Below are 13,542 nucleotides of genomic sequence, written 5' to 3' on the forward strand. Positions count from 1 at the left end.
ACATTAGGTAGTCCGGTATATAAAAAGTTTGGTTTTATTGAAGCAGATTATTGGATGGACATTAGGTAGTCCGGTATATAAAAAGTTTGGTTTTATTGAAGCAGATTATTGGATGGAATTAAATCTTTAGGCAATTACAAATACTCTAATGCCGCGAAAATCGTGGCTTTTTTATTTTGTGGGATAAGGTTCCTCTCAAAAACAAATGATAAGAACTTTATCCCATTCCAGATTTTGACAAGAACTTGAACTCATTCCCGATAGATTGCAGGGAGAAGGTGAAGAAGATAAACATAAAAGTTGTAAACTGAACTCACTAATTAAGCTAACGGGCAGGAGAGTTCAGCCAATAGTTTGAGAAATTTTTAAGTACCCTGTGAAATGGAAATCGTACACATAATAACAGCAATTCCCTGGAGTTTAAGCTTCAGGACAGAAATTGCAGCGGTTGACCGTGCAAAATGGTTATGACTAGGCATGCGTATAGTCAAGTGGTTATTCATCTACATAGTATAAGATACACTTTCATGTAATATCATGAATATCTTCCGTTAGGAGTGATGTTATGGTTCAAATGCGAAATATAGGACCCATGAGACAACCGCCGCAGTCACCTCCTCCCGCATTCATCCCGCCGAAACCCGCTGTTTCTTATATCGTCGACTGCGTTTACCAGTACACTTATATTTGGCTTAGGTCTGGCGAGAACTTCTGGTTTTATCCGACATCTGTCGATATGGACGGTGTTGCTGGGTATAGATGGAGCGGATCATACTGGTACTTCTATGGTATCGATCCGCGATTCATCGATGCCGTATCGTGTCCTCCGATTCCTACCCTTTTCTGATCACTAAAATCAGAGTGCCAGTGGTACTGTTTACTCACCGCGCTCTGTTAGTGATACTTAGGACATCCTCGAAAATAAAATATAATCCAGCGCCTTTGGCTCGCCCGATGTTGCCTCCAAAATGCGTTTCTGCGAGACGGTAGGGGACAATCGGGAGGCACTCAATTTGCTGCGCTGGCGGGGTTTGCAGTGTTTCTAAGTGTTGAGCCACTGAATAACAAGGTGGAGAAACCTTCAGAAGTAGCCAGTATCATTTTTGAAAACAATCTCTTACCTCGTTGAACTAACGGGTAACGATAGTTGAACAATCATGGAGCAGTTTGCTGCGGCAGCTGCTCCATTTCTTTGTTAAGCTAACGGGCAGGTTAGTTTAATAGAAAGGAAGTATTTGATAGTCAATAAAATTGATCGTTGAGTTGTAGTGTATAATAAATGAAGGGGTGATAGAGATGCTTTTTTTAACCGCACTTTTGCTAATAATTGCTGTAGGTTATCCAATCTGGGATTATTTTTATATGAAAAAGGTCGAACAAAATCTTGTGAATAAGCAGAAATTGTTCATTGGAATTATGATTACTCAATGGTTACTGGTCATAATTGTATTTGTCTTTTGGGTAATTACACAACGTTCCCTAATCGACTTATTTTTTCTTGATAAACCCTTATTTCCTTTTCAATTAGAATTTTTATTGGCTGCTGGATTAGGAATAGGTATTTGTATTGGAATGTTTACTTTGATTCTTATCTTTTCAAAAAAATTAAGAAAAATATTATCTGATGCTCTATCTGATGAAAGCATTCAATTTTTGTTACCCTCAACAATTAAAGAACGTTTACTTTTTCTCTTAGTAGCTATTTCTGCAGGAGTCTGCGAAGAAATCATTTTCCGAGGAGTGGTAGTATATTATTTAAATCATCTTCCATTTGAACTGTCTGTCATCACAATTGGTATTGTTTCTAGTTTGCTATTTGGAATTGTTCATTTATATCAAGGTTGGAAAGGGGTATTACTTACTACCTACTTAGGTGCTATTTTGTTTCTTCTTTTCGTGGGAACAGGCGTCTTATGGATTCCAATCGTCTTACACATTATTATTGATGCGAAATTTGTATTTTTGCCAAATAAAAAGATGCCGTAAAATTAATTAAATGAGTATTTGATTGAACTAACGGGAACGATAGTTGAGTAATACTCATTGATGAGCAAGGGCTAAGGTATCCTGCTCTTTTTATTAAGCAAACGGATAGGATAACCTGGTGGTCATTCCGAAAGAACTAAAGTTCTCCGTTAGAGCTAACCGTTGTATGCAAGCAGTAGTAACTTTTTTTATTTCCGCAACTTCTGACAAGTGTATCTTTCAAAACGCTATGACGGGTTTCGCTATTGCCGTTTGAGGGGATTGCGGAATGCGACTATGCAAGCGCTCATGACCGCAGCCGTGCAGAACATGAAAAAGATTGCCCTACTCCTAGAAAGGAGGGCAATCTAGGGAATATTCCTTTAACCTCTCTTCAAACCGTGTCTTAAAAAAAGAGAAACCCATTGCATCGGAAAAAGCTTGGGTTTCTCTACAGCTTACAATTGATCATATAAGATCAATTGTCTTTATTCATATTTAGGTACGAATGCTTTGGGCGGATGAAACTCTGACAAATAGCTTGTCAACATTTCCAGCAAAACAACTCGAAATCGTATGTTATAGTGAGTCTGAAGAAGGATGAGCCGAGAACATTAATACAACGTTTGTAAAATGAGATACAAAGTAGCATATCGATGAAGGCGATGCCCATTCAGCATTTCATTTTAACACGCGTCCATAGACAGCTTAAAAAGCTGTCCCTCTAGGTATTCCGCCTTGTGTGACAGACCTTAGCAAAGATGCAAGCCACTGATCTTATAAAGTTAGAATATCTACTCCCAGAGCTGGCAGCGTCATCTTCTGTTCCGATATCTCGCTCGTCAACAAGCTGCGATAGGGAACATCGAGAGTAACCTCTCGTTGCTCATTCGTCAAATTGATCAGGAACAGGAAGCTTACCTCACCCTTCGTTCTAATCGACAGCTCCACACCTTCTGGCAGTTGGAGCTTGGGAGCCAAGCCTTTTTCCTTCAATATCCCTTCGAACAGCTGATAGAAATACGATGGCTCCGGCCAAGTGCCGACATAGTACACTTCACCTTCACCAAGCTTATTGACAGTAACTGCCGGCACACCTTCGTAAAAGTCGTTGTCATACCAGGCAATCGGTTCTGCTCCTCGCAATTCCAGCAAATCACACCATTGCTTCGCAGCGAATGTTTGTCCCTCCGAGTTCCGTATTCGATGTTCGCTGTTGCCGATTGCATCATATTCACTCACGACAACACCCGCCGCTTCCGCAAGCAGCCCTGGCAGAGGCAGCATCTCACATACATTCCTCATGTTCTTCACGCCTGTCCGATTGGTGAGGACGACCGTGCCACCCCCGGCTGCGAATCGCTCCAGCCGCTGCGCTGTTTCTTCACTTAACAGAAAGAGGGAAGGGACAATGACCAGCTTGTAGCCATCGAGCTCCTCGGTCCAGTTGATAACGTCCGTACCGACGCCCATTTTCAGAAATGCATTGTGCATAGAGGACAAGTTGTCCATATAGTGCATCCCCCCTTCCGCTTGCGCCTGAAGAGAAAGCGCCGTATGCTGATCATGCGAATGCAGAATCGCAACCTGGGTAACGATTGTGGAGCCTGCCAGTAGTAATCCTAGCTGGTTCACCTCGCGAGTAAGCTCCGCGAACTCCCTGAACCTGCGTCCAGGAACATTGCTATGGTCGATGAGTCCATGCCAGAACTGTTCGGCTCCGACGGCAGCACTCCGCCAGCGGAAATGGACGACCATATCGGCGCCGCGGGCGATTGTCTGCCAGGAACGAGCTCGGATCAGTCCGGGATAAGGGGTACGCTGAATTGGCATCCAGGCGCCTTGCGCTCCGCTCAACTGTTCCATTACCCAGAAATTGCGGCGCTTTATGCCGCGAACCAAGTCCAGTGTCAGCGCTCCGTTCCTCGGAAACCGATCGCCATGATCGCGATACAGCTCATTCGGATAATAATCGACAGAGGCGAAGTCCAGCTCTTTGTAGAGATCATAATAGTCCAGGCTATTCGGGAATTGCCACATGTTATGCGTCACGAATTTGCCTGGACAGTTTCTGCGTAGAATTTCAAGCTGCCATCCCAGCAGATAGCCTACGCTGTCCGAGCAGAATCGCTTGTACTCCAGAAGATAAGAAGGGTTCATCGGCTTGCTGGTACCGAGCGGCGTTGTTACCTCGGCCCAACTGCTGTACTCTCCGCTCCAGACGACCATGCCCCACTCCCGGTTTATCTCTTCCAGACTGGAATAACGCTTCTGCAGCCAAGCGACAAATGCACGATTACACGTATCACAATGGCATTCCTGGTAGTGCATCTCGTTATCGATTTGCCAGCCAATGACGGCGGGATGCTTCGCATAGCGCTGTGACATCACTTCCACAAATCTAGAGCCCAGCATTCTCAAGGAATAGCTGTTGTTGCAACGATGTCCACGCACACCCGGCCGGATGATTTGACGTTGCTCATCCATTGGCAGCACATCCGGATAACGGGCTGTCATCCAGTTCGGTGGCGTATTGGTAGGTGTGCATAACACGATCTCCATGCCGCGTGCGGCGAATACTTCTATAGCCGCATCCAACCATTCAAACCGATAATGACCCTCGGTCGGCTCCATTCGGCTCCAGGCGAACTCCGCGAATCGTACAACTGCAACACCCGTCTCTTGCATAAGCGCAGCATCCTTCTCCCAAAGCTCGGGAGTCCATTGCTCTGGATAATAATCAATTCCGATCTTAATCGTCATCCTGTAATCTCCTTTGTTCATCAATATATTGCGATTATATGATATATTAAGTGGAGTTAAAATCTTAAATAATTAATACAGTATAATAATATTAAGATAATAGGAGAGTTGGTCGCATGCCTCATCCCAATCTCGCTTTCCCAGTACTTTCCGCTCGAGACAAGCTGCTCCCTTTTTATTTGCTTGGCATTGGTCTGCATCATGACCAGGAGCATATTCGCCGAGACCCAGGCATTCTCGATTATCAGTGGATTCAATGCCGCAATGGCGAGGGCAAGCTCAAGCTAAGCGAAACGGAGTATATCGTCAAGCAAGGCATGGGCATGCTGCTGTTCCCCGGTCAGAAGCACGAATACTATGCTTTGTCGGGGAACTGGGAAGTCGACTGGATTATCTTTGATGGCAGCGGGTCAGCGAGCTTGTTTGAAACAGTCGGCATTGTAGACACATGCGTATTCGCGCTCGCATCGCCCGAATACCTTTTATCCCGAATGCGGGAGTTGCTGCAAGCTGCCCTTACGCCGCAAAAGCAAACGTTAAGCAATTACTCCTGTTCCGCCATCCTCTATACCTTATTGACGGAGATTATTCAGCGCGTCTCTGTCGAGGGCAGCGATACCGTCGGGCAGCAGTATGAGCGGTTAAAACCGGTCATGGATTACATTGACCAGCATTATGCCGAAGAGATTGCTTTGCATACGCTCGCCGGACTGATGTGTGTCACACCGGAATACTTCTGCCATTTGTTCAAGAAGACGACAGGCATTCGCCCTATCAGCTATGTCAATCAGGTAAGGATCAACAAGAGCAAGGAACTGCTGCTCGACAATGTGCAGCGCGGGATGCAGGACATCGCTCATCAAGTTGGCTTCGAATCTGCTAGCTATTATGGAGCTATCTTCAAGAAGCTGGAACGGCTGACACCTGGTGCCTTCCGCCGTAGCTATCAGAAGTCGTAACATATGTGCTGTCTAATTGCGTTCGGGGAGTAAATGTGTATCTAGTTAACTTGGAAGCAAATTCATTGGACATAAAAATCGCGTTATCCAAATGGGATAACGCGATTTTTTTAGGATTTCAGTGAAATGCCAGCTTTGCTTGAGCAGGCATTAGGCTAAGATTACCTAAAGCACTCTGCTAGGAAGATGCGGAAGAACAATGTAATGCCATACTGTATGCGTATATAAGTTTCGTCAGCAGCCTCAACGCGAACAACTTCTTCTGTAGACAAATCGGAGATTGGAGCAGAGCCCGGGAGTCGAATATATTTGACATGAATTCGAAGATACCAACGTGCATGCGAGACTTGATCCGGATCCGGGTTCCGGGGTGTTTATGAGCAAGATGATTAAAACGATCTGAACTGCAGGAGTTTCCATTTATTTCGAACAGTGTTGCATTAGCGTGGTTTTTCGAAAGCGAAGCAGAGACCAATTTCATCTTATTCTAAGAGTAAAGGAGTTAAATATTTAAATGACTGTAACAGTAACGATACATTAAAGATCAGAATTCGCCTGAGAATATGAATGCCTTTTTGGTAAGAGCATTTAACTCTAAACAGCTGGTTTATATAAGCAACAAATATCAGAAAAAAGGCTTGGTAAATCTCTTTAACAAAGCAATGAAAATAGCCATTAGACAAAACAAAAAGATGATCTGGCTAGGAGTTTGGTAAAAGAATGAGAATGCTATTGATTTTTATAAAAAATGGGTTTTGTTCAAACGGGAGCTCACTCCTTTTATATGGGAGATGAAGAACACATAGATTTTATTATGACCATACACTCTTAGAACCTTAGTAAAGGCAGCAGGATGGATTATCATTGGGTTTCTGATCGGTAATTCTTAGGGGAAGCTCCTTTTATCTTTTTAAACATTTTGGAGAAGAGCAAAGGGTCATTGTAGCCGACAGAGCGGGAGATATCACCTATCGTCAGCTCAACGTTCCCCATCATTTCACATGCTTTTTGGACCCTAATACGAATTAAGTATTCCTGGATACTAGTATTCATTTGTTGTTTGAATAACGAACAAAGATAGCTTCGATTGAGTCCGATGATGCGGGCAATGTCCTCAATGGTAATTTTCTGAGCAAAGTTAGTTTCGACGATTTCCTTCACCTTTTCTACGTAAATTTCCGCACGACTATCCTGTTGCTCAATTGGCGTTACCGGTCCATATTCTGCAAGTAGGGATAATAATAAGTAAAGCAAACCGGTCAGTCTTGTTTCTCTCGTTTTTTGATTTCCATTGGACTCGGCCATTAACATCAAATATTTATAAATCATATCGTCTTTACCACAGTTGAGTATTGGGCATACCCTCGTTAATCCTGCTTGCTTGAGGAGCAATTCTGCCAGTGTTCCGTCAAAACCAAACCAGCAATATGACCATGGGATTTTGGAATCGGCTTGATAATAAGTAATGACAGCCGGGCATATAAGAAAACTCTGACCTTTCTGAAGCCGATATTTGTTTCCATCGACTTCAAAAATCCCTTCTCCGTCCAAAATATAATGAAGAAGAAAGTGACTTCTTATGGCTGGCCCAAAAAAATGACTCGGAATACATTCTTCAATTCCAAATTGTGTTAGATACAATTCAGTGTGCTGTTTGCTTCGTGACAAATACTCAATCATGGTATAACCCCTTAATATTAAATTCCAAGCATTATAACATAATTAGTGAGCATCAAGCTATGTACTCAATATTAAGTATTGATATATTATTCCTGTATAGTTGACAAATAATCTATTAATTAGTACCAAGCTTAAAACCATATTTTATTTTGAGAACACTAAAACATTTGCTCTGAGAGGGTAGTGTTGAGAGGAGAAGTTTTATGGGCATCATTGTTCAAGAGAATACGGGGCTTTTTCACCTGCAGTCGGCCGGCATGAGTTATCTTATTCAAATTAAGGATGGATATCCTATCCATGTATATTGGGGGGGCAACCTGAAGCATCGGGAACCCATGGCGGATTTATTAATTCACACTCCCGAGAAGGCTGGATTGGATCGCTTATTCCAAGAATACCCTCAATACGGGAGCGGGGATTTTCGTAACCCGGCTTATCAAGTAGAGCTTGAGGATGGAACCCGAATTACGGAGTTAAAGTACGTAGGTTATAAGCTCATTAAGGGGAAGCCCTCATTAGCTGGACTTCCAGCCGTTTATGTAGAAAATGAAGCCGAAGCAGAGACTTTGGAGCTGGAGCTGAAGGATGCCTATTCGGGTCTAAAAGTAGTCCTTATTTATACTGTTTTTGTTGATCGGAATGTCATTATCCGTTCTACACGCTTGAGTAATGAAGGGGGAAAGAAGCTTCGGCTTCTCCGTGCTCTAAGTGCAAGTGTAGACTTCCTGGATAAAGGGGACTTAGAAATCATCTATCTTTCTGGAGCCTGGGCTCGAGAAGGTAATATGACCCGCAGAGCTCTTCATCAAGGTGAAACTCGAATAGATAGCAAGAGAGGCATGAGCAGCCATCAATTAAACCCCTTTTACGCGTTGGTCACTCCGGAAACAACGGAAAACCATGGTGATGCTTACGGCTTCAGCTTAGTATACAGCGGCGGATTTGAAGCGGTTGCTGAAGTGGATTCATTCAACACTACGCGAATTAGCATGGGAGTGAATTCTTTTGACTTCACATGGCTACTGAATCCAAGTGATAGTTTCCAAACACCGGAAGTCGTTATGGTTTACTCTAAGCAAGGGTTGGGCGATATGTCGCGTACTTATCATCGCTTGTACCGGACAAGGCTATGCAGAGGGGAATATAGAGATAAAGAGCGGCCGATTCTAGTTAATAACTGGGAGGCTACTTATTTTAATTTTAATGCTGAAAAGTTGTTAGCAATTGCGGAAGAAGGGGAGAAGCTAGGAATTGAGCTGTTCGTCTTGGATGACGGCTGGTTCGGCAAGAGGGATTCGGATAATTCATCTCTTGGTGATTGGTACGAGGATCGCCGGAAGCTGCCGGACGGACTTGCTGATGTGGCGGAACGCATTAATCGGCTTGGGCTTAAATTCGGACTTTGGTTTGAACCCGAGATGATATCGCCGGACAGCGATCTTTACCGGGAGCATCCGGACTGGTGTCTTCATGTTCCTGGACGCAGGCGCAGCGAAGCAAGGTGGCAGCTCGTGCTGGATTATACTCGAAAGGAAGTTCGTGATTACATTTATGACTCCCTTTCAGCGATCTTCTCCAGCGTGCCGATCTCTTATGTGAAATGGGACATGAACCGCGCTCTGACTGAAATGGGTTCCGCTTCACTGCCCTCTGAACGTCAATCGGAGACGGCCCATCGCTATGTTCTAGGATTGTACGAGCTGTTGGAACGCATCACCACGGCATATCCGAATATTCTGTTTGAGAGTTGCTCAAGTGGTGGAGGCCGCTTCGACCCTGGAATGCTCTACTACATGCCTCAAACCTGGACAAGTGATAATACGGATGCTGTAGAACGGTTAAAGATACAATATGGTACTAGCATTGTTTATCCTGTAAGTGCAATTGGAGCCCATGTATCAGCCGTTCCTAACCATCAAGTTGGACGGATAACGCCACTTGATTTTCGTGGGAACGTCGCCATGTCTGGAAACTTTGGATATGAGCTTGATCTAACCAAATTCAGCGATGAAGACAAAGAGATTGTCAAAAACCAAGTCATAACTTACAAGCAAATTCGTGGATTAGTTCAAAAGGGTGACTTGTATCGCTTGAAGAGTCCATTTGAAGGGAACGAATCGGCTTGGATGTTTGTATCTGAAGACAAAGAGGAAGCCGTTGTGTACTATTTTCAAGTGATGGCCGTGCCGAATGCAGCGCGAAGAACCTTGCGGCTTGATGGGCTTAACCCGGATCTTGAATACGAAGTTTGGTCAGGTAACTATGGAGAAAAGTCAAGCTATGGGGGAGACAGGCTCATGCAATTGGGACTACACCTAGCTTATCATCAGAAAGACTATGAAAGTGGATGGTTCAGACTTAAAGCAGTTAAGGCTGGGTAAGGCCTGACTTCATTAATGTTCTAGAGAAATTTGGTCGTCCGGAAAAAAAATTCCGTTGGCTGAATCATATGAATGACATTGGATTGCTCGATCCGGAAAACTTCGTGCAGAAGACTGACTAGTTTAAAGCTAAGGTAGCTTCGGGTCGGTCGTCGGCAATGACTTCAAGGATTCAACTTTATATTATTTTACTCGCAATTATTCGGAGATGCTGACAGGGAATTACAGTGAACCGGAAAAAGAAGCTCTGAAAGCCTATAATATCGAGCATTGGAAAGACCTATTCCCTCAAGAAGAAGAATTCAAAATGAGAGCATACGGAGCGGCATACACGATGTCCCTTCCAAATGACGACCCAGCTGTTATCCTGGGGGCTAATGGTCTTCCAAGTAATTTATTTTGATTGAAAAGTTAAGGGACATTCTCCGTCCCAGCGGAGGCGGAACGGCCCTTTTTTATGCACTGTCTGATTTAATGCCAAATCTATACCTAATGAGGAAGTGACCCATGAGAAATCCGAATCTCGCTGCTATGGTACCTTGCAATCCGAATGCTTCTAAAGAAGTAAAAGCAGTACTACAGTACTTAAGCGGGATAGCTGGCAAAGCTATTATTACCGGTCAACACACGCAAACCAATTTGCAAAAGGAACTCCAGTACATCGAAAAGGTTACGGGGAGGCTTCCTGCGCTTTGTGGCTTTGAGCTGTTAAGTTATTCGCCGAATATTAATTATGAAAACAGCAGTCCAGAGTGCCTGCTTGAGATTGATGAGAACCGAAACACGCTTGACCGCGCTTGGGAATGGGCAGAACGAAAAGGTATGATCACCTTCACCTGGCATTGGTTCTCTCCTTTTGGAAGCTGGGATAAGGGGTTCTATTCGAATAATACAACATTTGATGCCTCCAATGCTGTAATAGAAGGAACGGAGGAGTATGAGGCATTGATTTCCGATATGGATCATATGGCCGATATCCTGAAACCTTTTTGCGAGAATCGGATTCCGATTCTGTGGAGACCCTTCCATGAAGCCGAGGGGGAATGGTTCTGGTGGGGTCACAAAGGGCCAGAGGTTGCAAAGCAGTTGTACCGTATTATGTATGACCGATATACACACATCCATGCTCTGAATAATCTAATCTGGGTCTGGAACTCACCTTTGGCGGAAGGATATGCAGGTGATGATGTGACTGATGTGATATCAAGAGACCTGTACCCTCCCAAGCATACGCATACGGATTTACAGCCCGAATATGAGGAACTCATGCGCATAACCTCAGAACCGAAGTTAGTTGCATTAGGAGAGATTGGGGTGCTGCCTAGCATAAATCAACTCTCTATAACTAGAATTCCGTGGGTTTGGTACATGATCTGGTCAAACGAATTTGGATCGACTGCAGAGTGGACTTCCGAGGAGGAACTACTCCAGGCTTACCATCATGAATATGCGATTACACTCGATAAATTACCCGTATTGTATTAAAACAGTTGAGTTCTAAACAGGCCGTCTCGGATTTAACGGAGACGGCCGATTTTTTTCATGTGTAGGTGTCACTATTACTTAGCGCTGTGTGGTACAGTCACGTTTACAGCAGCAATGAGCTTCTTCAACATTTTGTGGATGACGGTCTTGCCGGCTGTGCTGTTCGGTTGTTCATCGCGGGAAAACGATCTACGAAGGCTATTTCGATTATGCGGATCTGGCGGAAAAACGTCCGTTCGGCCCGATTATCTTTATGCAATGACCAAGGCAATCACCAACGAGTCTCATTCGAATTATGGATTTGTTTTTAAAGAAAAGAATCAAGTTCATCCGGATCTCTCTCGAGAGAAAAGACGAAGATTTTAACAAATGGCCTCATGGCCGCCTATTTTTGTTATCGAACAAAGAGCAAATCATTACGATGAAAATCCAATCAACGTTATATGGTTTACCTAACTGAAACCCCTTACAATGTATTACAGAAGGAGGAATGCGACATCATGTTAGCACAACTATACAAATATCGTTGGCAGTATGTCATGATTTTACCGGCTGTTTTGCTTTTGTTTCTATTTAATTATGTTCCTATGGCGGGCATTCAAATCGCATTTCGCGATTTTCAGATCGGGTCATCTATATGGGACAGCGCGTGGGTTGGAATCCAAAACTTCACGTTTCTGCAAGAGCCTCAGTTTTGGATTGTCGTGAAAAATACGTTGTTCATTTCGGTTTTGAAATTCGTATTCGGATTTCCGGCTCCAATTGGATTGGCCATTATGATTAATGAATTGGTGAGCGCAGGCTTCAAAAGATTCGTCCAATCGGTTAGCTACCTGCCTCATTTCTTCTCATGGATTGTCGTCGCTTATATTTTACAATCGTTTCTTACGTTAGACGGCGGCTTGGCGAATGATTTGATTACAAAAATGGGCGGAGAGCCTATCTTCTTCCTAGGCTCGGAGAGCTGGTTTCGGCCGATGATCGTCTCCAGCGGATTGTGGAAGGAAGTRGGCTGGAATACGATTCTTTATCTCGCGGCAATTACAGCCATTGATCCCCAGCAGTATGAAGCGGCCAAGGTGGAAGGCGCAGGGAAATGGGCGCAAATCCGGCATGTTACGCTGCCAGGCATGATCCCGACGGTTTCAATCGTTCTCATTCTTAGCATTCCAAGTTTGATTACCGTGGGCATGGATCAAATTTATCCGCTCTTGAATCCGGCGAACATGCAGGTGGCGGACGTTCTCGATACGTATGTGCTTCGAACCGGCCTTCAACAGGGGTATTTCGGAATGGCTACAGCAATCGGTCTCCTGTCATCCGTTATCGGTCTTATTCTAGTGGTGCTCACGAATCAGATATCTAGAAAATTGAATGGCGAGGGGTTATGGTAATCGATGAAACGTACATCTGGTGAGATCATTTCCCAAATCATTCTTATTGTTCTTATGCTTCTGCTGTGTTTATCCGTGCTCTATCCATTCGCGTATATGCTGGCGATCTCACTGAATGAGGGAACCGACGCAGCGAAGGGCGGCGTATATTTGTGGCCACGGGCATTTACACTAATCAACTATGAAATCGTACTCGGTAACGAAGTGATTCAGCACGCATATCTAATTACGATCTTGCGTACTATCGCGGGTACAATAGCTGGCCTCATGGTCACGCTGATGGTGGCATTCGGCTTATCGTATACGAAGGTTCCATTCCGTAAATCGATTCTGAGCTATATTTTGCTGACCATGCTTTTCAGCGGAGGGCTTGTACCTCTTTATATTCAGCTTTATAATTTGGGGCTTATTAACAACTTCTTGGTTTATATCATACCCGGAATGTTCTCGGCTTGGAATATGTTTGTCATGCTGAAGTTCATTCAAGGCATTCCAGAGGCACTCGTCGAGTCGGCGGAGCTGGATGGTGCAGGGCCGTTCCGCGTATTGCTCCAAATTATCGTTCCGCTGTCGAAGCCAATGCTTGCGGCAATCGGATTGTTCACCGCTGTCGGCCATTGGAATGATTGGTTCGCCGGAGCGTTCTACGTCACTAAGCAGGATCTCATTCCGGTACAAACGTTTCTCCAGCAGTTATTGTCGGCGCAGGATATGTCAGCAATCCTGGGCTCGAACTCGAATCAGGAAGCGCTAGCCAGAGGATCGCAAATGCAGAACGTGACACTCATGTCAGTCAAAATGGCAACCGTAATGGTAAGCGCGATTCCGATTCTATGTGTGTATCCGTTCCTTCAGAAGTATTTCGTAAAGGGCGTATTGATCGGCTCCGTCAAAGGTTAAGAGCCACCGTTAATG

General features: G+C 44.3%; 9 protein-coding genes and 3 pseudogenes. 10 read left to right on the plus strand and 2 right to left on the minus strand.

Going from position 1 to position 13,542, the window contains the following annotated elements:
* Nucleotides 1-565 precede the first annotated feature (565 nt).
* The 3 genes and pseudogenes from AC1DPK_RS25490 to AC1DPK_RS25500 form a co-directional block, all read left to right on the plus strand.
* Complete coding sequence (locus AC1DPK_RS25490; RefSeq protein WP_477512028.1) at nt 566-847, plus strand: transporter; 282 nt, start codon at nt 566-568, stop codon at nt 845-847.
* Between the two features lie 449 nt (nt 848-1,296).
* Nucleotides 1,297-1,986, plus strand: a complete 690-nt coding sequence (locus AC1DPK_RS25495; RefSeq protein ID WP_477512029.1) for a CPBP family intramembrane glutamic endopeptidase — start codon at nt 1,297-1,299, stop codon at nt 1,984-1,986.
* Between the two features lie 219 nt (nt 1,987-2,205).
* Nucleotides 2,206-2,337, plus strand: a pseudogene (locus tag AC1DPK_RS25500) (transposase); the annotation flags it as partial.
* A 405-nt stretch (nt 2,338-2,742) separates the two neighbouring features.
* Here the strand turns inward: AC1DPK_RS25500 and AC1DPK_RS25505 are convergent.
* Nucleotides 2,743-4,728 (minus strand): beta-galactosidase, encoded by a 1,986-nt coding sequence (locus tag AC1DPK_RS25505; RefSeq protein WP_477512030.1) that lies wholly within the window; start codon nt 4,726-4,728, stop codon nt 2,743-2,745.
* A gap of 116 nt (nt 4,729-4,844) precedes the next feature.
* Between AC1DPK_RS25505 and AC1DPK_RS25510 the strand changes: the two genes are divergently transcribed.
* Nucleotides 4,845-5,687, plus strand: a complete 843-nt coding sequence (locus AC1DPK_RS25510; protein ID WP_477512031.1) for an AraC family transcriptional regulator — start codon at nt 4,845-4,847, stop codon at nt 5,685-5,687.
* 539 nt (nt 5,688-6,226) lie between these two features.
* Nucleotides 6,227-6,519: pseudogene (locus tag AC1DPK_RS25515) on the plus strand (GNAT family N-acetyltransferase); the annotation flags it as partial.
* 29 nt (nt 6,520-6,548) lie between these two features.
* On the opposite strand, the gene AC1DPK_RS25520 reads toward AC1DPK_RS25515, so the two are convergent.
* Nucleotides 6,549-7,367 carry an AraC family transcriptional regulator gene (locus AC1DPK_RS25520; protein ID WP_477512032.1) on the minus strand — a complete coding sequence of 273 codons (819 nt, stop codon included), beginning with the start codon at nt 7,365-7,367 and terminating at the stop codon, nt 6,549-6,551.
* Between the two features lie 203 nt (nt 7,368-7,570).
* On the opposite strand from AC1DPK_RS25520, the gene AC1DPK_RS25525 reads away from it, so the two are divergent.
* The 5 genes and pseudogenes from AC1DPK_RS25525 (at nt 7,571) to AC1DPK_RS25545 (ending at nt 13,527) form a co-directional block, all read left to right on the plus strand.
* Complete coding sequence (locus AC1DPK_RS25525; protein WP_477512033.1) at nt 7,571-9,748, plus strand: alpha-galactosidase; 2,178 nt, start codon at nt 7,571-7,573, stop codon at nt 9,746-9,748.
* 154 nt (nt 9,749-9,902) lie between these two features.
* Nucleotides 9,903-10,124, plus strand: a pseudogene (locus AC1DPK_RS25530) (ABC transporter substrate-binding protein); the annotation flags it as partial.
* Between the two features lie 131 nt (nt 10,125-10,255).
* Nucleotides 10,256-11,233 carry a glycosyl hydrolase gene (locus AC1DPK_RS25535; protein WP_441884480.1) on the plus strand — a complete coding sequence of 326 codons (978 nt, stop codon included), beginning with the start codon at nt 10,256-10,258 and terminating at the stop codon, nt 11,231-11,233.
* A 500-nt stretch (nt 11,234-11,733) separates the two neighbouring features.
* Nucleotides 11,734-12,627 carry an ABC transporter permease gene (locus AC1DPK_RS25540; protein WP_477512034.1) on the plus strand — a complete coding sequence of 298 codons (894 nt, stop codon included), beginning with the start codon at nt 11,734-11,736 and terminating at the stop codon, nt 12,625-12,627.
* Nucleotides 12,628-12,630: 3 nt separating this feature from the next.
* Nucleotides 12,631-13,527: a carbohydrate ABC transporter permease gene (locus AC1DPK_RS25545; protein WP_477512035.1), complete on the plus strand. Its 897-nt coding sequence runs from the start codon at nt 12,631-12,633 to the stop codon at nt 13,525-13,527.
* Nucleotides 13,528-13,542: the final 15 nt, after the last annotated feature.

The organism is Paenibacillus sp. 01T424 (assembly GCF_056398745.1).

Excerpts from the sequence above, each read along its gene's own strand:
- AC1DPK_RS25490 (WP_477512028.1), top strand. The coding sequence starts at position 566 with ATGGTTCAAATGCGAAATATAGGACCCATGAGACAACCGCCGCAGTCA.
- AC1DPK_RS25495 (WP_477512029.1), top strand. The coding sequence starts at position 1,297 with ATGCTTTTTTTAACCGCACTTTTGCTAATAATTGCTGTAGGTTATCCA.
- AC1DPK_RS25505 (WP_477512030.1), bottom strand. The coding sequence starts at position 4,728 with ATGACGATTAAGATCGGAATTGATTATTATCCAGAGCAATGGACTCCC.
- AC1DPK_RS25510 (WP_477512031.1), top strand. The coding sequence starts at position 4,845 with ATGCCTCATCCCAATCTCGCTTTCCCAGTACTTTCCGCTCGAGACAAG.
- AC1DPK_RS25520 (WP_477512032.1), bottom strand. The coding sequence starts at position 7,367 with ATGATTGAGTATTTGTCACGAAGCAAACAGCACACTGAATTGTATCTA.
- AC1DPK_RS25525 (WP_477512033.1), top strand. The coding sequence starts at position 7,571 with ATGGGCATCATTGTTCAAGAGAATACGGGGCTTTTTCACCTGCAGTCG.
- AC1DPK_RS25535 (WP_441884480.1), top strand. The coding sequence starts at position 10,256 with ATGAGAAATCCGAATCTCGCTGCTATGGTACCTTGCAATCCGAATGCT.
- AC1DPK_RS25545 (WP_477512035.1), top strand. The coding sequence starts at position 12,631 with ATGAAACGTACATCTGGTGAGATCATTTCCCAAATCATTCTTATTGTT.